This is a genomic window from Sphingopyxis sp. GW821-FHT12C06 (assembly GCF_058807415.1).
On sequence record NZ_JBXAQR010000004.1, the window covers coordinates 378089 to 403777 of the forward strand.

The 25689-nt window shown below is 64.3% G+C and carries 21 protein-coding genes; 6 read left to right on the forward strand and 15 right to left on the reverse strand.

Annotated elements, in window-relative coordinates; genetic code table 11:
- The first annotated feature begins 25 nt into the window (after nt 1–25).
- On the forward strand, nt 26–346 hold the full coding sequence (trxA, locus tag AC1RRJ_RS14080) for a thioredoxin TrxA (RefSeq protein ID WP_088472922.1): 321 nt from the start codon (nt 26–28) through the stop codon (nt 344–346).
- Between the two features lie 110 nt (nt 347–456).
- Here the strand turns inward: trxA and argJ are convergent, their stop codons facing one another.
- From argJ to clpA, 9 genes are all read right to left on the reverse strand, one after another.
- On the reverse strand, nt 457–1686 hold the full coding sequence (argJ, locus tag AC1RRJ_RS14085) for a bifunctional glutamate N-acetyltransferase/amino-acid acetyltransferase ArgJ (protein WP_493123714.1): 1230 nt from the start codon (nt 1684–1686) through the stop codon (nt 457–459).
- Nucleotides 1687–1810: 124 nt separating this feature from the next.
- Nucleotides 1811–3247: an aldehyde dehydrogenase family protein gene (locus tag AC1RRJ_RS14090; protein ID WP_493123716.1), complete on the reverse strand. Its 1437-nt coding sequence runs from the start codon at nt 3245–3247 to the stop codon at nt 1811–1813.
- Between the two features lie 97 nt (nt 3248–3344).
- Nucleotides 3345–4655: a M20/M25/M40 family metallo-hydrolase gene (locus AC1RRJ_RS14095; protein WP_493123718.1), complete on the reverse strand. Its 1311-nt coding sequence runs from the start codon at nt 4653–4655 to the stop codon at nt 3345–3347.
- 57 nt (nt 4656–4712) lie between these two features.
- On the reverse strand, nt 4713–6218 hold the full coding sequence (locus AC1RRJ_RS14100) for a PQQ-dependent sugar dehydrogenase (protein WP_493123720.1): 1506 nt from the start codon (nt 6216–6218) through the stop codon (nt 4713–4715).
- Between the two features lie 164 nt (nt 6219–6382).
- Complete coding sequence (gene glnA / locus AC1RRJ_RS14105) at nt 6383–7795, reverse strand: type I glutamate--ammonia ligase (RefSeq protein WP_088472917.1); 1413 nt, start codon at nt 7793–7795, stop codon at nt 6383–6385.
- 71 nt (nt 7796–7866) lie between these two features.
- On the reverse strand, nt 7867–8205 hold the full coding sequence (locus AC1RRJ_RS14110; protein WP_493123722.1) for a P-II family nitrogen regulator: 339 nt from the start codon (nt 8203–8205) through the stop codon (nt 7867–7869).
- 269 nt (nt 8206–8474) lie between these two features.
- Entirely contained in the window at nt 8475–10658 is a 2184-nt protein-coding gene (locus AC1RRJ_RS14115) for a PQQ-dependent dehydrogenase, methanol/ethanol family (RefSeq protein WP_493123724.1), read from the reverse strand.
- Nucleotides 10659–10870: 212 nt separating this feature from the next.
- On the reverse strand, nt 10871–11710 hold the full coding sequence (gene map / locus AC1RRJ_RS14120) for a type I methionyl aminopeptidase (RefSeq protein ID WP_493123726.1): 840 nt from the start codon (nt 11708–11710) through the stop codon (nt 10871–10873).
- A gap of 64 nt (nt 11711–11774) precedes the next feature.
- Complete coding sequence (gene clpA / locus AC1RRJ_RS14125) at nt 11775–14120, reverse strand: ATP-dependent Clp protease ATP-binding subunit ClpA (RefSeq protein ID WP_493123728.1); 2346 nt, start codon at nt 14118–14120, stop codon at nt 11775–11777.
- Between the two features lie 455 nt (nt 14121–14575).
- Here clpA and AC1RRJ_RS14130 point away from each other — a divergent pair, with 455 nt between their 5' ends.
- The gene (locus AC1RRJ_RS14130; protein WP_493123730.1) at nt 14576–15451 is read left to right on the forward strand and encodes an OmpA family protein; all 876 of its coding nucleotides are present in this window, start codon (nt 14576–14578) and stop codon (nt 15449–15451) included.
- Between the two features lie 79 nt (nt 15452–15530).
- Here the strand turns inward: AC1RRJ_RS14130 and AC1RRJ_RS14135 are convergent, their stop codons facing one another.
- The 3 genes from AC1RRJ_RS14135 to AC1RRJ_RS14145 form a co-directional block, all read right to left on the reverse strand.
- Nucleotides 15531–15791 carry a hypothetical protein gene (locus tag AC1RRJ_RS14135; protein ID WP_493123732.1) on the reverse strand — a complete coding sequence of 87 codons (261 nt, stop codon included), beginning with the start codon at nt 15789–15791 and terminating at the stop codon, nt 15531–15533.
- Between the two features lie 58 nt (nt 15792–15849).
- The gene (locus AC1RRJ_RS14140) at nt 15850–16188 is read right to left on the reverse strand and encodes a hypothetical protein (RefSeq protein ID WP_493123733.1); all 339 of its coding nucleotides are present in this window, start codon (nt 16186–16188) and stop codon (nt 15850–15852) included.
- A 330-nt stretch (nt 16189–16518) separates the two neighbouring features.
- The gene (locus tag AC1RRJ_RS14145; protein WP_493123735.1) at nt 16519–16716 is read right to left on the reverse strand and encodes a DUF1192 domain-containing protein; all 198 of its coding nucleotides are present in this window, start codon (nt 16714–16716) and stop codon (nt 16519–16521) included.
- Nucleotides 16717–16848: 132 nt separating this feature from the next.
- On the opposite strand from AC1RRJ_RS14145, the gene AC1RRJ_RS14150 reads away from it, so the two are divergent.
- Nucleotides 16849–17829, forward strand: coding sequence for an NAD(P)H-quinone oxidoreductase (locus AC1RRJ_RS14150; protein WP_493123737.1), 981 nt, complete (start codon nt 16849–16851; stop codon nt 17827–17829).
- 62 nt (nt 17830–17891) lie between these two features.
- Here the strand turns inward: AC1RRJ_RS14150 and AC1RRJ_RS14155 are convergent, their stop codons facing one another.
- Nucleotides 17892–21401 (reverse strand): CHAT domain-containing tetratricopeptide repeat protein, encoded by a 3510-nt coding sequence (locus AC1RRJ_RS14155; RefSeq protein WP_493123739.1) that lies wholly within the window; start codon nt 21399–21401, stop codon nt 17892–17894.
- A 135-nt stretch (nt 21402–21536) separates the two neighbouring features.
- A complete protein-coding gene (locus tag AC1RRJ_RS14160; RefSeq protein WP_493123741.1) occupies nt 21537–22286 on the reverse strand; it encodes a S1 family peptidase in 750 nt (249 codons plus the stop codon).
- Between the two features lie 281 nt (nt 22287–22567).
- Here AC1RRJ_RS14160 and AC1RRJ_RS14165 point away from each other — a divergent pair, with 281 nt between their 5' ends.
- Genes AC1RRJ_RS14165 through AC1RRJ_RS14175 form a run of 3 tightly spaced genes read left to right on the forward strand, consistent with a single transcriptional unit; the run spans nt 22568 to nt 25314 of the window.
- Nucleotides 22568–23218, forward strand: a complete 651-nt coding sequence (locus AC1RRJ_RS14165; RefSeq protein ID WP_493124147.1) for a cell cycle transcriptional regulator TrcR — start codon at nt 22568–22570, stop codon at nt 23216–23218.
- Nucleotides 23219–23221: 3 nt separating this feature from the next.
- On the forward strand, nt 23222–24361 hold the full coding sequence (locus AC1RRJ_RS14170; RefSeq protein ID WP_493123743.1) for an MBL fold metallo-hydrolase: 1140 nt from the start codon (nt 23222–23224) through the stop codon (nt 24359–24361).
- Nucleotides 24361–25314: a TraB/GumN family protein gene (locus AC1RRJ_RS14175; RefSeq protein WP_493123745.1), complete on the forward strand. Its 954-nt coding sequence runs from the start codon at nt 24361–24363 to the stop codon at nt 25312–25314. Before AC1RRJ_RS14170 ends, AC1RRJ_RS14175 begins: the two co-directional genes overlap by 1 nt.
- Here AC1RRJ_RS14175 and AC1RRJ_RS14180 read toward each other — a convergent pair whose 3' ends face one another.
- A complete protein-coding gene (locus AC1RRJ_RS14180; RefSeq protein WP_493123747.1) occupies nt 25315–25590 on the reverse strand; it encodes a hypothetical protein in 276 nt (91 codons plus the stop codon).
- Between the last annotated feature and the right edge of the window lie 99 nt (nt 25591–25689).

A 25689-nucleotide genomic window follows, 5' to 3' on the forward strand; every position in this document is an offset into this window, starting at 1 on the left:
ACAAGACATTCTCAGGAGACAGATTATGGGTACCAAGGCGATCAGCGACGACAGCTTTCAGGCCGATGTGCTCGACAGCGACACCCCCGTTCTCGTCGATTTCTGGGCCGAATGGTGCGGTCCGTGCAAGATGATCGGTCCGTCGCTCGAGGAAATCGCTGACGAACTCGGCGAGAAAGTCGTGATCGCCAAGCTGAACATCGACGATCATCCGAACGCCCCCGCCAAATATGGGGTGCGCGGTATTCCGACGATGATCCTGTTCAAAAATGGCGAAGTCGCCGACACCAAGGTTGGCGCGGCGCCGAAGAGTGCGCTCAAGGGCTGGCTGGAAGGCGCGCTTTAAGCGACATTTTAGCCCGTTCGTGTCGAGCGAAGTTGAGACACCTGTCGGCCTTGTGCCATATTGATGGGCATCTCGACTTCGCTCGATGCGAGCGGTTTTCTATGGGAGCCTTAGCTCCGGTAATCGGCGTTGATGCTGATGTACCCGTGGGTCAGGTCGCACGTCCAGACCGTGGCGCGGCCTTCGCCCAGCCCCAGATCCGCGCCGACGCGGATTTCGAGGCCTTTGAGGTGCGCTGCGACCGGTGCCTCATCATAGCCGTCGACCGGCAAGCCGTCCTTTGCCACCCAATGATCGCCGAAGCGGATCGCGAGCTTGTCGCGGTCGGCGGGTTCGCCGGCCTTGCCCACCGCCATCACGACGCGGCCCCAGTTCGCATCCTCGCCCGCGATCGCAGTTTTCACCAGCGGTGAATTGGCGATGGCGAGCGCGACGCGCTTGGCGCTGTCGTCGCTGACCGCGCCGGTCACCTGAATTTCGATGAATTTCGACGCGCCTTCGCCGTCGCGCACCACCTGTTGCGCGAGGTCGAGCGAGACGGCGCGGATCGCCGCGTACAGCGCGTCGGCGCCGGGGTCGTCGCGGGTGACGAGCGGGGCGTTGCCCGCCTGCCCGGTGGCGAAGAGTAGCACGGTGTCGCTTGTGGACGTGTCGCTGTCGACGGTGATGCTGTTGAACGTCCCGCCGGTCGCCTCGCTCAGCATCTCCTGCAGCAGCGCGGGGGCGACCGCGGCGTCGGTGAAGATATAGCCGAGCATCGTCGCCATGTCGGGGGCGATCATGCCGGACCCTTTGACGATCCCCGCGACCTGCACGGTGCGATCGCCGACGATTGCGCTCGCGGCCGATCCTTTGGCGAAAGTGTCAGTGGTGCAGATGGTTTCGGCGGCGGCTTCCCATGAGCAGGGCTGTGCGGTGAGTGCGGCGGCGACCCCGGCGCGGGCCTTGTCCTTGGGCAAGGGCACTCCGATGACGCCGGTCGAACTGACGAAGACTTCCGATTGCGCGCAGCCGAGGTGATCGGCGACCTGCGCCATAATCTGTTCGACCGCCTCGCGGCCGCGATAGCCGGTGAAAGCGTTGCTGTTGCCGGCGTTGACGATCAGCGCGCGGCTGATACCGCCCTTGACCTGTTCGCGGCCAAGTTCGACTTCGGACGAGCAGCAGATGTTGCGGGTGAACACGCCCGCGGCGGTCGTGCCGGGTGTCAGCTCGATATAAGTGAGGTCGCAGCGGTCCCAATTCTTGTATTGCGCGCGCGCGACGCGGCGCGTCACCCCGGCGATGTCGGGGAGGGTGGGGAAGGTTGCGGGCGCGAGCGGGGAGCGGGTGCTGGTCATGATGCGCTGCGCATAGCGGGTGCGACGGGGGCGCTCAACGCAAAACCCCTCCCGCGAGCGGGAGGGGCCGTGAGAGCATTGGCTTGATCCTCCCCATGGCTTCGCCACAGGGAGGATCAAGGGCTTACGCCGGGATGCCGCTGATCGATTTCACTTCCATGAAATCCTTGAGCCCGAGCAGACCGCCTTCGCGGCCGTTGCCCGACGCCTTGTAACCGCCGAACGCCGCGCCCGGGCCGGGGCCCCACGCGTTGACCGCGACCATGCCGGCGCGCAGCTTCGGCGCGATGGCGGCGGCCTTGGCGGGGTCGCCCGAGATCACCGCAGACAGGCCATATTCGGTGTCGTTGGCGATATCGACCGCCTCGTCGAGCGTGTCATAGGCCATGACCGTCGCGACGGGGCCAAAGACTTCTTCATTGGCGATGCGCATGGAGCGGGTGACGCCCGAGAAGACCGTCGGCTTGATGAAATAGCCGCGGTTGACGTTCGCGGGCAGGCCGGTGCCGCCGGTTTCGAGCGTTGCACCTTCATCGATCGCCGACTGGATCAGGCCCTGGATCTTGTCATATTGGGCCTTGTTGACGACGGGGCCGATATGGCCGCCTTCGGCCATCGGATCGCCGACCTGCGTGCCGTCGAACATCGCCTTGATGACGCCGACGGCTTCGGCTTCGCGGTCCTTCTGGACGAGGATGCGGGTCGGCGCGATGCAGCTCTGGCCGGTGTTGACGAGCACGCCCTGCACCGTCGGGGGCAGCACGGCGGCGAAATCGGCGTCGGGCAGGACGATGTTCGGCGACTTTCCGCCGAGTTCCTGATGGACGCGCTTGACGGTGTCGGCCGCGGCTTTGGCGACGAGGATGCCGGCGCGGGTCGAGCCGGTGAAGCTCACCATTTCAATGCCCGGATGCGACGAGATCGCATTGCCGACGACCGGGCCGTCGCCCTGAACGAGGTTGAACACGCCCGGGGGCACGCCTGCGGCGTCGAGGATTTCGGCGAAGATCGTCGCGTTGCCGGGGCATTCTTCCGACGGCTTCAGGATCATACAGTTGCCCGCGGCGAGCGCGGGGGCGACCTTGAGCGCGATCTGGTTGAGCGGCCAGTTCCACGGGGTGATCATGCCGACGACGCCGATCGGTTCATAGGCGAGGATGCCGGCGTGATATTTTTCGGTGAAGGAGAAATCCTGCAGTGCCGCAATGGTGCCGAGGAAGCCGCCGATGCCGGCGCCGACCTGTGCGGTCCCGGCGAAGCTGACGGGCGCACCCATTTCGGCCGCCATCGACTTGGCGAGATCGGCGCCGCGCTTCTTATATTCCTCGACGATGCGGTTCAGCAGCGCGAGGCGTTCTTCGCGCGTGGTCTGCGAGAAGGTCTTGAAGGCCTCCTTCGCCGCTGCAACAGCGTCGTCGACGTCGGCTGCAGTGCCGAGGATGATCGTCGAGGCCGCTTCTTCGGTCGCGGGGTTGATGACGTCGTGCGGTTTGCCGCCCTTGCTGTCGACCCATTGGCCGCCGATGTAATTTTGTTTCAGATGCTGTTCGGTATTGCTCATCGTTTGTCTCCCAATCGGCGGTAATTTTACGTCTCGGATTGCTACCTAATCACTGTGGCGGATGAATCAAGGAAGGCCAACTGTGAAAGGTGACGGCTTAGCGCTTTTCAGCAGCGAGGCGTGACATCAATATGGCAGCGCGGGTTGCCTGACGCGCGATGCTGGGGATGTCGACGGCTTCGCCCGGTGCATGATCGCCGGTCGACCAGGGGCCGAGTCCGGCGAGCCCGTCGACATCGACGGCGACGAAGCTGATGTCGCCCGCGCCGCGCTTCAGCGGATCGAGCGGTGCCATTTCGGCAAGGCCCAGGTCGCGGTTCACACCGTTGAGCTTCACGAGCAGCGCCTTGTTCCCCCCGGTCGGCGCCATCGCCGGATAGCCGACCGGATCGAAGCCCAGTGTCGCCCCCGTGGCAGGCGCATGGTCGGCGACGATCGCCGCCATTTTGGCCTTCACCCGGTTCGCCTGTTCGACCGACAGGGTGCGCAGGTCGCCGCGCGCGATCGCGGTCGGCGCGATGATGTTGGTCTTTCCGGTCGCGACGGCGCGAATTCCGCCGGCATCGACGCTGGCGCTCTCGCCGCCCGCGATCAGCCCGACGTTGAAAGTCAGATTGGGTTCGGGAAGTTCGGTGCGGAAACGATAGAGGATACGCGCGAGTTCATAGATGGCACCGTCGCCCGCTTCCGCGCTGAAAATGCCCGAGCTGTGGCCGGTTTTTCCCGTGGCGGTGACGGTCCAGCTTTCGCTGCTGCGCCGCGCGATCGATCCCATGTCGGCGCCATTGTCGCGCACCAGCCCCTCGAAATCGAGCGCGACGTCGCTGCGTTTTCCTGCGGCGATCAGGTCGGCGCGCGACAGGTCGGTGGGCTCGCCGGCGTCTTCTTCGTCGCCGGTCATATGGATTTCGATATTGGCGTCCTTGAGCGTTCCCGCCGCCTGCATTGCGCGGAGCGCCGCGACGATCACGACCATCCCGCCCTTGTCGTCGCCCGCGCCGGGGCCTTCGCCCATATCGCCCTTGCGGGTGAATTTCTGGAAGGGCGAGTCGGGTTCGAACACCGTGTCGAGGTGAGCGATCAGGAGCAGGCGCTTCGCATCGGGTTTGCCGACATGCGTCGCGATCAGATGCCCGGCGCGCTTCGTTTCAGGTGCCGGTTTCCATGTCACCGCAAAGCCCAGCGGTTCGAGCTCGGCGCGCATCATCTGCCCGACCTTCTCGACCCCTTCGAGGTTGAGCGTGCCGCTGTTCTGATTGACGAGTCGTTCGAGCAGCGCGACCGAGCGTCCCTGTTCGGCCGCGACCGTTTTCGCCATCCCGCTTTCGGCTTTGCTGAGCTTTGCCTGCGCAGTGGGCGCGAGGGCAAGCTGAAGAGCGACGAGAGCGGCAAGCGGCAACGATTTCATGGGGAGACTCCTCTGGACGTCTCCCTTGTGGCGCGTGGCGTGCGCGGGGGCAAGCGGTCAGCCGGGGCGGACCATGAAGATGTCGCCGCCGATGCTGATGAGGAAGAGGTTGCCCGCGCTGTCCTCCCCGAAGGAGGCGATCGAGCTCAGCGTTCCGGCGTCGGGCGCGAAATCCTCGTTCCGCCGCGCGAAGCGCGACGAGGCGAGCGTCTGGCCGGGGACGAGGCTGGCGAAGGGCACAGACCAGATATTGCCTGAAATAAAATCGGCGAAGACATATTGGCCGACGAGCGACGTCACCGGCCCGCGATACACATAGCCGCCGGTGATCGAATTGCCCTGTCGGGGGCCGCTGCCATGACCATATTCGGCGACCGGGTCGGTCAAGCCGCCGGGCGCGGTGCCGGTATAGGGCTGCGTGCCCTCCTTGAAACGCCAGCCGAAATTGAGGCCCGGTTGCGCCGTCGTGGCCAGATTGACCTCTTCGACGGCGCCTTGACCCACGTCGGCGATCACGAGCGTCGAGCCGTTGAACGAGATGCGGAACGGATTGCGCAGCCCGAGTGCATAGACATAACGATCGCCGCCGCCGCCGAAATAGGGATTGCCGAGCGCGGGCTGCAGAAAAATATTCCCCGAGGGAACCGAGGCACCGGCGTAGGGATCGGTGACCACGTTTATCCGTAATATCTTGCCGAGCTGCGAATTGGGGTTCTGGGCATTGTTGCCGGGATCGCCCGTGCCGCCGCCGTCGCCCACCCCGACATAGAGAAAGCCGTCGGGGCCGAAGGCCATCGCACCGCCATTGTGATTGCTCGCTCCCGGATGGGGGATTCGAAGGAGGCCCGGTTGCGTCAAAGGGGATCCGGCGGCGGGAAATTTATACAGGCGAATCTCGATATCGCCCGCGGCATTGGTGCAGTAAATCATGAAGTGGCCGGAGTCCGCCGGGTGGGGCAACAGCGCCATGCCGAGCAATCCGCGCTCGCCGTCGGTCGACAGATTGCCGATCGTGAAGAGCAGGGTCTTCGCGCCGGTTGCCGGGGTCAGGCGAAAGACCTTGCCAGCCTTTTCCAGCACATAGACATCGCTGCTGCCCGGAATGCCGAGAACGAAGGTTGGCTGATCGAACCCGGCGCCGACGCGCGCCACCGCGATGCCCTCGCGGCTGTTGGTAACGGTGATATTGACCGCCTGCGTGGCCGTGGCCCTGCCGTCGCTGACGCTGATCCGGACATTATAGATATTGTCGCCATCGGCATCGCCCGGAAGGTCATAATCCGGCGCGGCGTTGAAGCGCAGCGCGCCGGCGGGGGTGATCGCAAACAGCCCGGCATCGGCGCCGCCTTCGATCGAAAAGACGAGGGTGTTGGCGTCGGCATCGCTCGCGGCGGCCTGATAGGCCGCGGTCCCGTTCTCGATCATCGAGGCGGTTTGGGCCGATGTGAAGACCGGTAGCGAGTTTTGCGCTGGTGGCGTGCCGCTTCCCCCGCCGCCACATGACGCCAACAACAGGGGGGCCAGCAATAGGGGGGCGGGGGCAAAAGAGACACGCTTCTTCATTGGGAACTGCCTTTCGCGGCCGAACCCTCTCCCGGGCGCCGTACGTCACCCTGCCACCAGCGGCGAGGGGCCGCAACCTGCCATCTGGCGGATAAGCAGGCAAAAAAAGGGCGCCCGGTTCCCCCGAACCGGACGCCTCTCTTCGCGTCGCTGATCCTTGGGGATCAGGCGCTGTAGTACATCTCGAATTCGACCGGGCTGGGGGTCTGTTCGAAGCGATGAACTTCGTCCCACTTCAGCTCGACATAGGCTTCGATCTGATCCTTCGAGAAGACGTCGCCCTTGAGCAGGAAGTCGTGGTCGGCGAGCAGGCTGTCGAGCGCTTCGCGGAGGCTTCCGCAAACGGTCGGGACTTCCTTCAGCTCTTCCGGCGGCAGGTCGTACAGATTCTTGTCCATCGCGTCGCCGGGGTGGATTTTGTTCTGGATGCCGTCGAGGCCCGCCATCAGCAGTGCCGAATAGCAGAGATAGGGGTTGGCCATCGCGTCGGGGAAGCGGAATTCGACGCGCTTCGCCTTGGCGCCCGCACCATAGGGAATGCGGCACGAAGCCGAACGGTTACGGCTCGAATAGGCGAGCAGAACCGGGGCTTCGAAACCCGGGACGAGGCGCTTGTAGCTGTTCGTCGACGGGTTGGTGAAGGCGTTGAGCGCCTTGGCATGCTTGATCACGCCGCCGATGAAATAGAGGCACATATCCGAAAGCCCGGCATAGCCATTGCCGGCGAAGAGCGGCTTGCCCTTTTCCCAGATCGAGATGTGGGTGTGCATGCCGCTGCCGTTATCGTCCTTGATCGGCTTCGGCATGAAGGTTGCGGTCTTGCCGTAAGCATGGGCGACCTGATGCACGACATATTTATAGACCTGCATGCGGTCGGCAGTTTCGGTAAGCGTGCCGAAGGTCAGGCCGAGTTCGTGCTGCGCGGCGGCGACTTCATGGTGATGCTTGTCGCACGGCAGGCCGAGTTCGAGCATGGTCGAGACCATTTCGGCGCGGATGTCGACGGCGCTGTCGACCGGCGCGACCGGGAAATAGCCGCCCTTGATGCGCGGACGGTGGCCCATATTGCCGCCTTCGTAAGCGCGGCCGCTGTTCGTCGGCAGTTCGATGTCGTCGATTTCAAAGCCCGACTTGTTATAGCCGGTTTCGAAGCGGACATCGTCGAACATGAAGAATTCGGCTTCGGGGCCGACATAGACGGTGTCGCCAATGCCGGTGGTGCCGACATAGGCTTCGGCGCGCTTTGCGGTGGTGCGCGGATCGCGCGAATAGCCTTCGCCGGTCGCGGGTTCGACGATATCGCAGACGATGATCAGCATCGGGGTCGCCGAGAAGGGGTCGTCATAGACCGCGTCGAGATCGGGCTTCAGGATCATGTCGCTTTCGTTGATCGCTTTCCAGCCTTCGATCGACGAGCCGTCAAACATCAGACCGTCTTCCAGTTCATCCTCGCCGAGGACCGAGGCGACCATCGTCAGGTGATGCCATTTGCCCTTGGGATCGGTGAAGCGCAGATCGACCCACTCGATGTCATTTTCCTTGATCCGTGCGATGATATCCTTGGGCTTCGTAGCCATGATCTAAGCTTCCTTCTTGCGATAGTCGCCCGGCGGGCCGGGTTGGGTTGAACCTGTTGTTGCGGGGTGTCTTAAAGCGCGTCTTCGTTGCGTTCGCCGGTACGGATGCGCAGCGCGGATTCGATGTGGCTGACGAAAATCTTGCCGTCGCCGATGCGGCCGGTTTGTGCCGCCGCCGCGATCGCTTCGACGACGCGTTCGGCCATCGAGTCCTCGACGACGACTTCCAGCTTCACCTTGGGCAGGAAGTCGACGACATATTCAGCGCCGCGATACAACTCGGTGTGGCCCTTTTGCCGCCCGAAGCCCTTGGCTTCGGTGACGGTGATGCCGCTGACGCCGACTTCGTGCAGCGCTTCCTTGACCTCGTCGAGCTTGAACGGCTTGATGATCGCCTCAATCTTCTTCACTTCAATCCCCCTTTGGGCCTTCCTCCGCTGCTCGCAGTCAAAGCCGGATCAGGCGCGCCTGGTCCGGTCTTGGCTCTTGAGTCGCCGCGGTGTCCCGCCATCTTGCACCAATCAAGAGCCGTGCCAATTGGCGAATCGCGCGCTTTCGGGACAATTTTTTGCGGGGACTGGCGGTGCTGCCCAAGGGGTAGGCAGCGGTGTGAAATGGCTGCCTAAAAAAGCGGCAATATATCCAAAGCCCCACCCCACCGGGGAGAGGCTTTAGAGGATCAGCGCCCCATCGGTGCCGATGCGTCGGGCAGGTTGGTCTTGGTCCAGTTCGACCGCTCGATGACATAGGCGCGGATCGCCTCGGCATCCTGCGGGGTGAGCACGCGCGCAAAGCTCACCATGCCGCGGTCCTTGAGCGCGCCGTCGATGATCACGCTCTTCCACGCATCGGCGTTGGCGAGGGTGCCCGAGACGCGCAGGTCAGGGGTGAAGCCGTTGCCGATTGCGCTGTCGCCGTGGCAGACTTGGCAATATCGGCCGAAATGCGCCTTGCCCTCGGCGACCTCGGCCGGCTTGGCGGTCATTGGCGGCGGCGCCCAGGCGAGCGTCGTCGTTGCCGGTGGCGCGGGGAGCTTTGCGGTGCCGCCAATCTTGAGCACGACGAGGCGCGGGATGTTCGGAACCTTGCGCGTCACCCCGCCTGCAATCCCGGCGACGAGCGGGAAGGCGCCGCCCTTGCTGGTCATGAAGGCGACATATTGCACTCCGCCGACACGGAAGGTCGACGGCGCGCTGACGATCCCCGACTGCATGTCGAGGTCGAGCAATTGCTTGCCGGTGTCGGCGGCATAGGCGCGGAAGCGGCCGGTGCTGGTGCCCTGGAACACCAGATTGCCCGCGGTGGTCATCGTGCCGCCATTCCATGCGGCGGGATAGTCGACCCCCCATGCGACCTTGCCGGTGCGCGGATCGAAGGCGACGAGCCGCCCGGTGGTCGCGGCGATTGCAGCGCGGAACGCCTTTTGGTCGTCGGGCAGCATCGTCTTGTTGAGCGAGGTGCCGACGTTGAAGCCGAGCACCTTGCGTTTGTCGAGCTCGTCCATGTCGGCGAGATAGCCCTGCGGGATCTGCTGCGCGGGGATGTAAACGAGCCCGGTTTTGGGGTTGTAGCTCATCGGGTGCCAATTGTGCGCGCCGAGCGCGCCGGGGACGGCGATGAAGGGCTTGCCGGTCTTGTAGAAACGCGCGTCGGGATTTTCGATCGGGCGGCCGGTCGTCATGTCATAACCTGTCGCCCAGTTGATCCCGTCGACAAAGGGTTTGGCGTCGATCAGCTTGCCGTTGCTGCGGTTGATCGTGAAGAAAAAGCCGTTCTTCGGCGCGTGGTAAAGCACTTTGGTCGGGGTGCCGTTCACCGCCTGCTCGGCGAGGATGATCGGCTGGGTCGCTGTATAATCCCAGGTTTCGGCCGGGGTTTCCTGATAATGCCAGACATATTTGCCGGTTGAGGCGTCGAGCGCGACGATCGACGAGAGGAACCAGTTGTCGCCCTCGCCATTCGAGCGGGTGCCATGGTTCCACGGATTGCCGTTGCCGACGCCGAGATAAATCTGGTCGAGATCCTTGTCGTAGACGATTGCGTCCCAAACGGTGCCGCCGCCGCCCGAGGTTTGCCACTCGCCCTTGTCGGACCATGTTGCATTGCCCTTGGTCGCGAAAATGTCGTCGGACGCTGCGCCGTCCTTCGCCTTGGTCGGGTTGGGCGCAGTGTAGAAGCGCCAGCGCTCCTTGCCGGTGTCGGCGTCGTAAGCGGTGACATAGCCGCGGACGCCGAATTCGGCGCCGCCATTGCCGATCAGCACCATGTCCTTCACGACGCGCGGCGCGCCGGTGATGGTGTAGGGTTTCGACGTGTCGAAGGTCTGCGTCGACCAGAGTTCTTTCCCGGTCTTTTTGTCGAGCGCGATCAGGCGGCCGTCGAGGGCGCCGACGAAGAGCTTGTCGCCCCAGACGGCAACGCCGCGGTTGACGACGTCGCAGCAGGCCGAAACCGCGCGCTCGCCCGGAACCTTGGGGTCAAATTTCCACAGCTCTTTGCCCGTCGCGGCGTCCCATGCGCTGACCTTCGACCAGGCGTGGGTGACATACATCACGCCATCGACGACCACCGGGGTCGCTTCCTGTCCACGCGCGTCGTCGAGATCGGCGGACCAGGCGAGGCCGAGCTGGCCGACATTCGTGTCGTTGATATCGGTCAGCGGGCTGAAGCGTTGTTCGTCATAGCTGTAGCCGATCGCGCCCCAGTTATCGCCATTGCCGCCGGTCTTGAGCAGGGTCTCGGTGGCTTTCTCGGCGGCGTCGAGCGATCCGCCCGAGGCGCTTTCATTCTTCGATGCGTTGCATGCCGCCAATGCCAGTAGCGCGCTGCCCAGCAGCGCAGCCGAAAAGACCCGTTTCGCCATTCCATGCTCTCCCGTTTCGACGCCTATGCTTGACGTTAACGTCAAGACTGCGCCCGAAGGCACGGAGGTGCAAGGGGTAAAGTGGGGGGTGGGCGGAGGGGGTATCCCTTTCGTTACCCCGGACTTGATCCGGGGTCCACGAAGGCCGGCATTGCTTTGGAAGTCATGGATCCCGGATCAAGTCCGGGATGACGAAATCAAAACGGTGCCGCTCAGTTCCAAGGCGGCGCGTTCAGGCCCGTCGGGCTGGCGGTGAAAATCTCGCAGCCGGTTTCGGTGATACCGATGCTGTGTTCGAACTGCGCCGAAAGCGAACGGTCGCGGGTCACCGCGGTCCAGCCGTCATTGAGCATCTTCACCGCATATTTGCCGGTGTTGATCATCGGCTCGATCGTGAAGAACATGCCGGGTTTGAGTTCTGGCCCGGTGCCGGGGCGGCCGGCGTGGACGACTTCGGGGGCGTCGTGGAACATCTGTCCCAGACCATGGCCGCAGAAATCGCGGACGACCGAATAACGATGCTTTTCGGCGTGCTGCTGGATCGCATGCGCGACGTCGCCCATGCGGTTGCCGGGCTTCGCCTGCTCGATGCCGAGCATCAGGCATTCATAAGTAATGTCGACGAGGCGCTTCGCCTTGATCGGTACGTCGCCGACCAGATACATGCGGCTGGTATCTCCGTGCCAGCCGTCGATGATCGTCGTCACGTCGATGTTGACGATATCGCCATCGCGCACCGGCTTGTCATCGGGGATGCCGTGGCAGACGACATGGTTGATGCTGGTGCAGCAGCTGTGGGTGAAGCCGCGATAGCCCAAGGTCGCGGGGATGCCGCCGCCGTCGAGCATCATCTGGCGGACAAGGTCGTCGATTTGGGCGGTGGTCACGCCGGGCTGGACGAAGGGAACCAGCGCGTCGAGGATTTCGGCCGACAACCGGCCCGCTTTGCGCATGCCGGCAAAGCCCGCTTCGTCATGGAGCTTGATCGTGCCGTCGCGCACGGGGGAGGGGCTGGCCGCGTCGGCGGTCGTCACGGATATATAGTCGTACATTGGACCCATATAGCGGCTGAGGGTTGAAAAAGCGAGGGGCGGCCCTTGGCCGCCCCGTCACCTTTTACTCTGCCGCCTTCTTCGACTTGTCGGCCTTGGGTGCCTTTACCCTGGCCGCCTTGGGCGGGGCGGGGGTGATTTCGAAGGCCAATGGGTTGCCGACATGGGCGTCGTCGCCGGTCTTCATCTTCACCTTGACCTCGCCGCCGTGGACGAGCTTGCCGAAGAGGAGCTCCTCGGCGAGCGGCTGCTTGATCTTTTCCTGGATCAGGCGGCCCATCGGACGCGCGCCATAGAGCTTGTCATAGCCCTTGCCGGTCAGCCATTCGCGCGCCGCCTCATCAAGCTGGATGTGGACGTTGCGGTCGGCGAGCTGGAGTTCAAGCTCAAGGATGAACTTGTCGACGACGCGCGCGACGACTTCTGGCGGCAGATAGCCGAAGGGCACGATCGCATCGAGGCGGTTGCGGAATTCGGGGGTGAAGAGATTCTTCACCGCTTCTTCCTGCACATCCTCGCGCGTCGATGCGCCGAAGCCGATCGACTCACGCGCCATGTCGCTGGCGCCCGCATTGGTCGTCATGATCAGGATGACGTTGCGGAAGTCGACCGTCTTGCCGTGGTGATCGGTCAGGCGGCCGTGATCCATGACCTGCAGCAGGATGTTGAACAGGTCGGGATGCGCCTTTTCGATTTCGTCGAGCAGCAGCACGCAATGCGGGTTCTGGTCGATCGCATCGGTGAGCAGACCGCCCTGATCATAGCCGACATAGCCCGGAGGCGCACCGATCAGGCGGCTGACCGAATGGCGCTCCATATATTCGGACATGTCGAAGCGCTGGAGCGGGATGCCCATGATCGACGCGAGCTGCTTTGCAACCTCGGTCTTGCCGACGCCGGTGGGGCCGCTGAACAGATAGTTGCCGATCGGCTTTTCGGGATCGCGCAGCCCCGCACGGGAGAGCTTGATCGCCGACGACAGTACCTCGATCGCGGTGTTCTGGCCGAAGACGACGCGCTTGAGATCGGTCTCGAGGCTGGCGAGCGTCGCCTTGTCGTCGCTCGACACCGATTTGGGCGGGATGCGCGCCATCGTCGCGATCACGGCCTCGATCTCCTTGGCGGTGATCGTCTTTTTGCGCTTCGACGGGGCGACGAGCATCTGCATCGCGCCGACCTCGTCGATCACGTCGATCGCCTTGTCGGGCAATTTGCGGTCGTTGATGTAACGCGCGCTGAGTTCGACCGCGGCGTTGATCGCGTCGGGAGTGTAGCGCACCTGGTGATGCGCCTCGAACGCGCTGCGCAGACCCGCGAGGATCTTCTTGGTATCCTCGAGCGTCGGTTCGACCACGTCGATCTTCTGGAACCGGCGGAGAAGTGCGCGGTCCTTTTCGAAATGGTTGCGGAATTCCTTGTACGTCGTCGAGCCGATGCAGCGGATCACGCCGCCTGACAGCGCCGGCTTGAGCAGGTTCGACGCATCCATCGCGCCGCCGCTCGTTGCGCCGGCACCGATGACGGTGTGGATTTCGTCGATGAACAGGATCGCGTGCGGCAGGCCTTCGAGTTCGGTGACGACCTGTTTCAGCCGCTCCTCGAAATCGCCGCGATAACGCGTGCCGGCGAGCAGCGCGCCCATGTCGAGCGAATAGATGACCGCGGGCAGCAGCACTTCTGGCACGTCGCCCTCGATGATCTTGCGCGCAAGGCCTTCGGCGATCGCGGTTTTGCCGACGCCGGGATCGCCGACATAGAGCGGGTTGTTCTTCGACCGGCGGCACAGGATCTGGATCGTGCGATCGACCTCGGCATGGCGGCCGATCAGCGGGTCGACCTTGCCGACCTTGGCCTTTTCATTGAGGTTGACGGTGAACTGGTCGAGCGCGGTCTCTTTCTTGTTCTTGCCGCCGCTGTCCTTGTCCTTCGTCTCCTCCTTCTCCTCGGGTTCGGCCTGCGGCGAGGGTTTGCCACCCTTGCCGACGCCGTGGCTGAGGTAGGAAACCGCGTCGAGGCGCGTCAGATCCTGCTGCTGAAGGAAATAGACGGCGTAGGATTCGCGCTCCGAGAACAATGCGACGAGGACGTTGGCACCCGTCACTTCATCCTTGCCCGACGACTGGACGTGCAGGATCGCGCGCTGAACGACGCGCTGGAATCCGCTGGTCGGCGACGGGTCGCTGTGCCCCTCGACCTTCAGGCTGTCGAGTTCGGTGTCGAGATAATGGACGACCGCCGATTGCAGGTCGTCGAGCGCGACGCCGCAGGCGCGCATCACCTCGGCCGCGTGGTCGTCGTCGATCAGCGCGTAGAGCAGATGCTCGAGCGTCGCATATTCGTGGTGACGCTCCGATGCGGCTTTCAACGCATTGTGCAGGGTCTTTTCGAGGCTCTCCGAAAAAGACGGCATGGACTTTTCTCCTTGCGAGGCCCGCCGGGGGAGAGAGGCGGCCCCTAGGAACACAAGGTGGCGATGCCGCCGCCGCCCTGCAAGGGAAAAGCGGATGGCTTTGTGAAATTACGATGACGGGGGTTTCAACGTGGTTAACGGGACATTGGGGATTTGGGCGAAAGTGCCTCAATTTGCGTTGTCGCCCCGGACTTGATCCGGGGTCCAGAAGGCTATGGTGGCGATGGGCCCCGGATCAAGTCCGGGATCACGATAGGGAAGGTCCGCTGCGGCGCGGCGCGGCCATAGCCAGTAACCGTCGCCCCGCGGTGGCGACGCCATCTTATCGACTGGCCGTGCAAAGCACCCGACGACCTGCGCAACTTTCGGGCCTGCCCGGGAGTATTTTGGGCCTCAGAACGGGGCGCCTGAGCACGCGCGCCCGACTGATCCAATTGAAATTCAAGGAGTAGGGTATGGGTCGCGTTTCCAAAAGTCCAAAAATCTTGTTGCTGCTGGCCATGTTGGCCGGGACAGCGACGGTCGGCGTGGCCGCTGCGCAGTCGCAGGACGATGGCGAAGTCATGGCAACCGTCGTTGGTACCTTGCCTTCGCCCGAACAGATGACCAAGGGCCCCAAGGTCGAAGGCATCATCTCGGCGCGTAGCGACGGCCGGATGCAGGTCACCACCGCCGACGGCAACAACACCGCCATCGCGATCGCCGACTACACGAAGATCAAGAGCAGCGGCGGGTTCCTTGGCCTCAATCGCGACAAGCTGGCAGCGAGTTCGCTGCTCAACGGTCTGCCCGTTACCGTCGACACATTGCAGTGGGACGGCGGTCTGGTGGCGAGCCAGGTTGACCTCAAGAATAAAGACCTGCGGACCGCGTCGATGATCCACACCGGCACCAACCAGCGCTTTGCCGAACAGACCGCAGCAACTGAGGCGCTGCGCAGCCGCGTGGGCGATATCGACCAGTATAATGTCAAAGGCACGACCAACGTGAACTTCGACACGGGCAAGGCCGTGCTGTCTTCTCAGGCGCAGGCCGATCTCTGTGCCGCGGCAAACCAGGCCGAGGGGATGGATAACGCCCTGCTGCTGGTCGTCGGCTACACCGATTCCACGGGAAGCCAGGAACTCAACCAGACGCTGAGCGAAAAGCGGGCGAGCCGCGTCGTCAATCATCTTCAGCAGGCCTGCGGCTGGAAGCCCTATCGTATGCTGACTCCGACCGGGATGGCTGAAGCCGACCCGGCAGCTGACAATAGCACCCCCGAAGGCAAGGCGCAGAATCGCCGCGTTGCGGTGAATATTCTGGTCAGCAAAGGCCTCGACGGCCTCTAATATGCACGGGGTGGGCTTTGCTCACCCCGGGTTTGCGGCCTTTTGCGCATCGCAACCGGCCCATTTCTGACGTTCCGGATCAGCCCTCCTGCGCGCGATCCACCATATCCATGAAATCACGCGCCGTGTTGCGCTCACCTTCATCCTTGAACGCAACGTCCAGATCGGGCGCGACGCCGAGCATGTACATCAGCGCCCACAAAGCGAAGCGGCGACCGGGGTTGGTTTCCAGCCCGAAGTCGACGCGCATGCGTTCGGTGCCCGCGGCGTGGGCTTCGGGGTGGATGGCGGCCAGATCGGCGGTGCCGAAATAGCGGCGGAGTTGATCGTCGAAATCCATGCCGCCTTCCTTGGCCGAGTTTCACTGCTTGGCAAGATGCGGATGGGAAAAGCGGGCGTCAGATGCCCGCGCCGCCTTCGAGTGCCTGTGCCAGGTCGTCGAGCGAGCCGACCCTGGTCTTGGGTTCGCCTTCAGCCGCCTGCGGGAAAATCGCGTCGAGCCGGGTCCGCAGCGTGTGGTCGAAGCTGTCGTGACCGGTCATCCGGCTGCGCGTCACGCTGATTTCCATGTGGATCGCATCCTTGATGCGCTGGATCGCGGCGCCGTCGATGATTCCGACCGCCATCAGTTCCTCGCAAAGCTGGATCAGGCCGACGGTCGCGGCGTGGGCGCGCAGTCCGATGAAGTCCAGCGTGCGGTGGAGTTCCAGCGCTTCGGTCTGTTCGGCGGCGTGCATCTTTGGTCTCCTTTTTGGGGTGGGGGTGGCGCGGGTATCGGGGGAGGCCGCGTTCGGTGATGCGCCCAGATTAGGATGGGAGGGTGGTATATGTCAACGATTGTTGACTTGATGGCATGCTGCTGTAATATCAGGAAAATGGCACAAGGTGCCAGTTAGAGCATGAGTGTTGCTGTATCTGGCACCGTCACCCCGGGGCTCGACCCGGGGGCCAGCTTTTCCCCGCGCAAGCGGGACCCCGGGTCAAGCCCGGGGTGGCGAAGGATGGGGGCGTCCTTTGGCTCGTGCGTCGCCTGTCCGTCCGCATCGACCGAGCCGGAAACTCCGGCGCTAGCTCTTTTTGAACAGCGACTCGGCGATCGCCTTGTGGCTTGTCGCAGCGGCGCGGTGCGCCTTGACGCGTTCGATCTCGGCCTCGAGCGTTTCGATACGCTCGCCCAGTTCGTCGACCGACAAAGGATCGAGCGGCTGTTTGATCAGTGCCGCGAGAATATCGTCGCGGCGGCGGGGAAGGTCGTCATCGTCCATGGCGTGTCCTCTCTCGCTGGTCCCTGAAAGCGCGCGACTGTTGACCCGTGTCGCTGCACTGTCAATAAGGCGGGCCATGGGGACGAGACGACCAGTGGGGGATTTTTAAGCGTGACCAGCTTGCCAGTGAATATGACCGCCATCGCAATCAGCGAACCCGGCGGGCCCGAGGTGTTGCAACCTGTCGAGCGGCCGGTGCCGCAGCCGGGACCGGGCGAGGTGTTGATCCGCGTCGCTGCCGCCGGGGTGAACCGCCCCGATGTGTTGCAGCGCATGGGTCATTATCCGCCGCCGCCGGGGGCATCGGACCTGCCGGGGCTGGAGGTCGCGGGGACGATCGTCGCGGTCGGGCCGGGGGGCGATCCCGAATTGCTGGGGCAGGCGATGTGCGCGCTCGTTGCAGGCGGCGGCTATGCCGAATATTGCGTCGCGCCGGAGGGAAGCTGCCTGCCGGTGCCCAAGGGGTTTTCGATGGCTGAGGCGGCGGCGCTGCCCGAGACGCTGTTCACCGTATGGCACAATCTGTTCGAGCGCGCCTGGGTGCGCGACGGCGAAACCGTGCTCGTCCATGGCGGGACCAGCGGCATCGGGACGACCGCGATCGGCCTGTGCAAATTGTTCGACATCCGGATCATTGTGACGTGCGGCAGCGCGGAGAAATGCGATGCGGCGCGGGCGCTCGGTGCGGATCTGGCGATCGATTATTCGACCGAGGATTATGTCGAGGCGGTCAAGGCATTTACGGGCGGCAAGGGCGTCCATGCGGTGCTCGACATGGTTGGCGGCGATTATCTGCCGCGCAACATTGCCTGCCTCGCCGACAATGGGCGTCATGTCACCATCGCCTTCCAGCGCGGCATGAAGGTCGAGCTGAATATCGCCGAGGTGATGCTTCGCCGCCTGACGCTGACCGGTTCGACGCTGCGCGCGCGCGATGTCGATTTCAAGGCGGCGTTGGCTGACGAGATTCACCGCACCGTCTGGCCGCGGCTGATCGAGGGCGCGTGGAAGCCCGCGATGGACCAGAGCTTCCCGCTCGCCGAGGCCGGCGCCGCGCATGCGCGGATGCAGGCGGGCGAACATGTCGGAAAGATCGTGCTGCTGACGGCTTAAGCGAACTCTCTTTTCCGTCATTCCCGCGAAGGCGGGAATGACGGAGCGGCTTGAAAGCCTGATCAGTCGTCGCGGTTCGAAATATTGGTGAAGGCGGCCCAGGCGGCGGGGTGCGACCAGTCGGCTTTCCAGCCCTTGACCGCGCTGCCGTCGGCGCGCTTGCCGCTGCGCACCGCCTGCATCCCCAGTTGCAGCGCCTGCGCGCGGGTCATGTCGGGGTTCGCTTGCCGCGCGAGCAGGGTTTCGACGGTAAGAACCGCGGTCGCTTCGTCCGACACACGCCAGTGGCTCGCGAGCAGCGCGTCGGCGCCGGCATAGAGGAAACCGCGTGCGAGCGCCGAGAGGCTGTCGCCGCCGCCCGACCCTTCGGCCGAGGCGGTGTTGCAGGCCGACAGGATCACCCAATCGGCCGTGAGTGACAGCCGGGCGGCTTCGGTCGCGGTGAGCAGGCCGTCGTCCATGTCGCTGGGCGCGGTGGGCGGGGTGAGCACAAGCCCCGGCTCGCTGAGCCCGAGCGTCGGGTCGGGGAGCAGGCCGTGGGTCGCGATCGCGATGATGTTGCTCGTCGCCAGCGATGCATCCTGTCGCAGCGCCGCCTCGGTCGCGCCACCGGCGAGGGTCAGGCTGGTCTGGCGGGCGCCGAACAGGTCGGCCATCGCCGCGAGTTCGACCCTGGTGCCGGGGAGCGGCGCGAGTTTGCGCAGCGCCTCGGGATCGGCGAGCGGGGTTCCCGACGCCGATACGCCGTCGAACACGCCGATGCCGACCGCGGCGCGCGACCCGGTGTCGCCGCCGAGCAGTACCGGCGCGCCATAGCCGCGAAAGCTTTTGTCGCGGCGCGCCTTGCGCGGCTCGCGGGGCAGGGTGAGCGCGGCGACCGACGGCAGGCTGGTGAAGGCATAGCGGTCGGCGAGCCACGCGGCGCGCGCCAGCGTGTCGGGATCGGCGAGGTCGGCCCCCTCGGGCAGCGGCGACGCCGACAGCATCGCGAGCGGCAGGTCGCCAAGTTTGCCCGAGCTGGTGACGAAGAGCCGGGTGGTATCCTTCAGCAGCGGTTCGATCGGCTGCATCACCGCCTTGTAGAGATCGTGCGACGCGTTGAGGTCGAAGCGGCGGCGGCCGTCCATTTCCTTTGCGGTCATCGGCATCGCATCGAGCTCGGCCTTGCGCGCCGCCGTGCAGGTCGCGAAATCGACATCGCAGCGCAGGTTCGAAATCTGCCCCAATATTTCGTCGACCTCGCGGTTCGGGCGGCTCCATCCTACCGCGGTCGGGGTGACGACGAAGAGGTGGAAGGTGTTCGCCGCCTCGGTCATCAAGAGCAGCGCTTCGCCGGGACGGAGCGCCGCCTGCGCTTCGGCGAGGCCGATCGGGCGTGGCGACACGAGCTGGCGGTACGAGGGATATTTTTTGTCGATCAGCGCGCTGACGTCGGCGAGCTGCGCCTGGACGCTGTCGAGGTCGCCGCGCAGCCGCGTCGCCTCGACCGGATTGCGCTCGCCGAGGGCGCGGAGCAGATTCTTGTCGAGCATATTCGCTCTGGCGGCGAGATTCTGTTCCTGCCGCACGGCTTCGGCCATTTCGGGGGTCTTGGCGGCGGTGCGCGCGGCGGTTTGCAGCACCGCCCGGCCCGAGGCCGAGCTGATCGCGTCCTGTGCCGCGAGGAAGGCGCGGTTCTGGAGCGCTGATTGTCCGGCGGCGTCCGGTGTATCGCTCATCAGCGCGAAGGCGGCGTTCATATAGGTGGTGAAAATACCGCGGTCGGGGTTCGCCTGCTGGCGGTCGAGCGCCGACAGCGTCACCGCATTGCCGCCCGCCGCCGCCTGATCGGTCATGCGGCGCAAGATCGCGACCGCCTTCGTGGCCGCCGCTTCGGCCTCGGCGGCCTTGCCTTGCCGCTGGAGGTTCGAGGCGAGGCTGTCATATGCGCGCGCGGTGTCGATATGGGCTTCGCCGACGCTGCGCTGGAGGATCGCGAGCGACTGGCGGTAATAGGGTTCAGCTGCCTTGTCGCCATTGCCGCCGCGGGTCAGCGCCGCGCCGACGATATTATAGGCGATGGCGGTCAGCGGATGATCCTCGCCGAGCAGGCGGCGGCGGATTTCGAGTGCCTTGGCCGCCATATCGGCGCTTTCGGCATGGCGGCCGAGTGCGCCGAGGGTCGACGACAGGCTGGTATAGGCCCAGGCGGTTTCGGGATTATTCTCGCCGAATTTGGCGCGGAAAATTTCGAGCGCCTGACGCATCAGCGGCTCGGCCTGTTCGGGATGGCCATTGTCGCGCATGTTGAGCGCGAGGTTGATCATCATGGAAGCGTAAGAGGGGTGGTCGGTGCCCGCGACGCCCTTCTGAATGTCGAGCGCGCGGCGGTACATCGAATCGGCCTCGGTGTAACGGCCCTGCGAATTCAGATTATGCGCGACATTGGCATAAAGGGTCGCGGCGCGTTCGCTGCCTTCGCCGATCGTTGACCGGGTGATGTCGAGCGCCTTGCGCAGCATCGGTTCGATCGTGCTGGGCGGGCGACCCTGTTTGTCCATGTTGAGTGCGAGATTATTATAGGCTTCACCGGTTGCGGGATGCGCGTCGCCGAGCCGCTTGACCCTTATGTCGAGCGCCTTGCGATAGGCGGCGTCGGCGTCGGCGAAGCGGCCTTCGGCCATCAGGCTGTAACCGACGGCGGTATAGCCCTGCGCTGCTTCGATGCTGTCGTCGCCCTTGGCTGTGCGCCAGATAGTCAGCGCCTTTTCGGCGGCGGCCTTGGCATCGGCCAAGCGGCCCATGTCGCCGAAATTCACCGCGCTGTTATAATGGCGCAGCGCGACATTCGCGCTGTCGGGGCCGGTGAGCGCGGTGTCGATCTCGCGCGCCTTTTCGAGCATCGGTGCGGCTTCGTCAAAGCGTCCGAGGCTGCGCAGCACGACGGCGAGATTGCCATAGGCCGATGCGGTTTCGCTATGCCCCTCGCCATTGACCGCGCGGCTGGTCTCGAGCGTCTTGCGATAGAGCGCTTCGGCTTCCTTATAGTCGCCGATCTCGGTCAGCACCGATGCGAGGTTGCTCGTCGCGATGATCGTCTTGGGATCGCGCTCGCCGCGCTGGGCGATGCGGGTCGCGAGGATCGCGCGGCGCAGCGGCAGCGCTTCGGCGGGGCGGCCCTGCTTGATGAAGTTGGAGGAGAGGGCGATGGTCGCGGTCAGCGTCTCGTCATCGCTGTCGCCGAGCACTGCCTTGTTGATGTCGAGCAGGTGGCGCCAATAGGGTTCGGCCTCTTTTGCCCGGCCCTGATCTTCCAGATTGCCGGCGATGAGGCGATAGCCGAGGCTGGTGAGCAGGCCGTCGGCGCCGTAGCGTTTGGTCGCTTCGTCGATCCAGCGGCGATACACCGCCTCGGCATCGCGCGATTTGCCGGTGCGGTCGAAATCCATGCCCTTGTTGATCAGGTCGAGCATTTTCTGCTGATCGGCGTCGAGCGTGGCCGGCGGCTGGTCCTGCGCGACGGCCATCGGCGCGACGGTCAGCAGGGGGGCGGCAAGGATTAGCGCCAGAAAGCGGTGTCGACGATTTGACATGGAAGTCCGGTTCCTCTGTTTCGGACCAACATACAGAATATATTGGTTTATTGTCATCAGCGAAGCGACGCGACCGCAAGGGGCGCCGTGCCGCACGCTCTTAAGCCAGCTGGGGTTCGGGTCATGTGACGGCTGTCACTCGGTCGCGTCGGCGGCCAGATTGGCGCGAATCCAGTCGCGATAATGGGCGAGGCGGACATAATGGCTTTCCTGACCGTAGACGCCGCCGCGGAAGGTCGAAAGATCACCTTTCCATGATTTCCAGGAGGCGAGACCCGCCAGTTTCCAGGCACCCGCATCCTCGATCAGCAGTGGGCCGCCGCTGTCGCCATTGCCCAGCATGGCTTCCAGCGGCAACGCCCGCCGGCCGCGATCGAAACGGTACGTCAGCCAGCGGCCTTCATCGCGAGCAACCCGGTTATAGCCCCGGCGCAAGGCCGTGCGGTGCGGGGCATCGGCTGCCTGCCCGCGAAGGCCGTCACCGGTCGCGCCGTGCCCGATGATGAGGGCGACCCGGCCGTGCACCCGCCGGTCGTCCAGCAGCGCGGCGGGCACAACATCGTCGACTGGTTCGGCGAGTTCGATCAGCGCGATGTCGTCCTGACGAAAAAGAAAGCCCATCAGTGGCGCGGCGTCACCGGTGGCCAATTCGGACGGCGGCCTTTGGTATCCGGGATGCACAATGATCCGCGCAATCCGGCGCGATCGCCCATCGAGCATGAGGCTGTCGATCGGTTCGTGCTGCCAGCTCACCGCATGCGCTGCGGTGACGATCCAGTTGCGGGCGATCAGTACGCCGTGCCCTTCGCCCGGCAAGTCGGCGAGTTGCGGATAGCTGTCCGCCGTTACCCGATATTGTGCGTCGGCAACGTCGTGCCGGATCACAATACCCCATGCCGCCGTGGGAAATAATAGCAGCAAAAACGCGGTCTGAAGTTTATGGAAGGGCGTCATCCGCGTCTCTTATCAAGACTTCGCAATTGCTTTGCCAGTTCTATCGTGCGCCAGGAGTGGCGGCGTGCCCGTCAGGTGGCCGAAATCCACGACTTGCCCGCCGCAGAAAACGGGTCTACACCGACCGCCGAATGGCCGCCCCGCGAGGGGCGGCCCTTATTATTTCCGCTTGGAGACTTTTTGTCATGGCCAATGCCGATGCCACCCCGTTGATGCCGCATGCGACCGCCGCCTGGCTGGTCGACAACACCGGCCTCACCTTCGTCCAGATCGCCGACTATTGCGGCATCCATATCCTCGAAGTGCAGGCGATCGCCGACGAGACCGCAGCGACCAAATATACCGGACGCGATCCGGTGCGCGCGCATGAGCTGTCGATGGAAGAGATTGAAAAGGGTCAGAACGACCCCGAGTACAAGCTCAAGATGACCAAGCAGGCGCAGGACACGATCCGCCGTACCCGCGGTCCGCGCTATACCCCGGTCAGCAAGCGCCAGGACAAACCCGACGGCATCGCCTGGATCCTGAAGAACCATCCCGAAGTGTCGGATGGCGCGATCGGCAAGCTGATCGGCACCACGCGCAACACGATCGCCGCGATCCGCGACCGTAGCCACTGGAACAGCTCGAACATCGTCGCCAAGGATCCGGTGACTTTGGGTCTTTGCTCGCAGCGCGAGCTTGACGCGCTGGTGTCGAAAGCGGCGAAGAAGGCGGGCATCAAGGCCCCCGAGGACAGCCGCTTCGAGGGCGACCGCGAAGCGCTGCTCGAAGAGCTGCGCGCCGAACGCACCGCCGCCAATGAAGCGCGCGCTGCCGAAGAAGCCAGCGAAGCCGCCGGCAACGACGAAACGGCGGTCTGACGGGTGGCGTCAGGGCAGGATGAGGATCATATCCCGGCGGCCAGCGGCTCGCCGGATGCCTCGCTGACGCAGGACGACAGCTTTACCGCGACGAGCCACGCCGGGTTGACCTATCCGTGGGGCGAAGCCGCGCCGGCGACGGGCGAGACGATCCGTATCGCGCCGGGCATCAGCTGGGCGCGCATCCCGATGCCAGGGTCGCTTGGCCATATCAACAGCTGGCTGCTCGACGATGCCGACGCGGATGGTGAGGGTGTCGCGATCGTGGATACCGGCATCTGTCTCACCATGTGTTCGGACGAATGGAAGGCGCTCTACGCAGGCGCGCTGAAGGACGTGCGGATCACCCGCGTCGTCGGCACGCATTTGCACCCTGACCATATCGGCCTTGCCGGCTGGATTGCGAAAAAGCTCGGCGTGAAGCTGTGGATGACGCGCGGCGAAATGCTGACCGCGCGGGCGATCGTTGCCGACACCAGCGAGACGGTGCCGGACGAGGTGCTGGTGCAATCGCGTGCCGCGGGCTGGGACGATGCAGCTATCGAGCGCCAGAAAAGTGAAGGCTGGGGCCGTTTCGGCATGATGGTCTATCCACTGCCGCGTTCCTACGTGCGGATGAAGGATGGCGACGTCGTCGACATGGGGGCACATCAGTGGCGCGTTGTCACCGGGTCGGGGCACAGCCCCGAACATGCGTGCCTGTGGAACGAGCGCGAGGGCGTGCTGGTGTCGGGCGATCAGGTGTTGCCGCGGATCAGCTCGAACGTGTCGGTCAATATCACCGAACCCGACGCCGATCCGCTGGGCGAATGGCTCGACTCGATCGACAAATTGCTTCGCGTCCTGCCATCAGACCTGATTGTCTGCCCGGCGCATGGCGAGCCGTTCAAGGGTTTGCACGTCCGTCTGATGGCGTTGCGCGACGAGCACCGGATGCGGCTTTATAATCTGGCCGAATCGATCGCGAAGGCGCCGATGCGCGCGGTCGACAGCTTCCCCTTGCTGTTCAATCGCCCGATCGGCGAACATAATCAGGGGCTCGCGACCGGCGAGGCGCTCGCGCATCTCAAGCGGCTCGAGGTCGAGGGTCGGGTGCGCAAGGAAGATCGCGACGGTGTGTGGTGGTATCACGGGGTCGCGTGATGCGCAGCATGCGGTGGCTGATGGCTATCCCGCTTGCAGCCGGGGTCGCGATGATGGCGCCGCACACTGCCTTGGCGACGGATACGCCCGCGGCCGACGATGCCAGTGACGAGATCGTCGTAACCGCGCGGCGTTCGGGCGCGCCGATGTGGACGATCCAGACATCCGCCGGCGTGGTCATATTGGTCGGCGAAATCGCCGAGGTTCCGAAAGCGACGCCGTGGCGTCCCGAGCGGCTGGAAGGCGCGACCGACCGCGCGCAGCGCGTCATTCTGGGGACCAGGGCGAAAGTGTCGCCCGGCGATATTTTGCGACTGATCTTCAAGGGCGGCGGGTTCACCAAATTGCCGAAGGGGCGTGTCGCGGCGGATTATCTGAACGCGGCCCAGATGAAGCGGTTGCGCGCGCTCGAGAGCCGTTTCGGGCAGGACTATGCGCGGCAGAATTTCCTGATGACGGCGTTCGATCTTTTGTCGAAGCGCCTTTCCTTCAACAAGGATACCGCTGACGACGCGTCCGACGTCGTGCGCAAGGCGGCACGGCAGTCGAAAATTCCGACCCAGCCCGTCGGCGAAGTGCGCGGCGAGGATATGCTCGACAATCTGTTCGCGGCGGCGCCCGAAACGCATATTCCATGCCTTGAGGCGGCGATGGCGGCGACCGAGGCGGGGGGTGACATTGTGATCGAGCGCGGCCGGGCGTGGACCGGGTTTGACGTGCCCGCGGTGATGGCCAGTCCGCTCGAGGAAGCGCTTGGGCGCTGCTGGCCGTGGACGAATGATGGCTTTGGGCCGGAGCTGCGCCAAAGCTGGACCGGTGCGATTCAGGGTGCCGCTGCGCAGCCCGGAGTGACGCTGGCGGTTGTCCCCTTGCGTGTCCTCGCCGAGAAGGACGGGGTGCTCGATCGGCTCAAAAATCAGGGATTGCCGATCAGCGGACCGGCATGGCAGTAACTACTGTGGCCGTTGCATGATCCAGCTGAACGCCATTGCGTTGAAGATCGTGTAGAGGCCGTAGAGCAGCAGCGCGGTGAACCAGTTGCGGGTCGCGATTGCCATGGCGCCGACGAGCAGCATGAATTCGAAAATATAGGTGGCGTGCGGTCCGATCTTGTCGGCGAGCGGTTTGACCATCTGCTGCACCAGCGGATCGTCGCTTTCCATGAAGGCGCGGTGCATTGCGAAATTGCCGATGCCGGCGCAGAAAATGGCGATGATCGCGATCCACATAGGTCTGCAAATGGAGCAGGCGGGGTGGAAATGCCAGTGGCTTTAGGGTTATAGGGCGACGAGGCAAGGCCCCGGCCAACGCCTCGTTGATCGAACGAC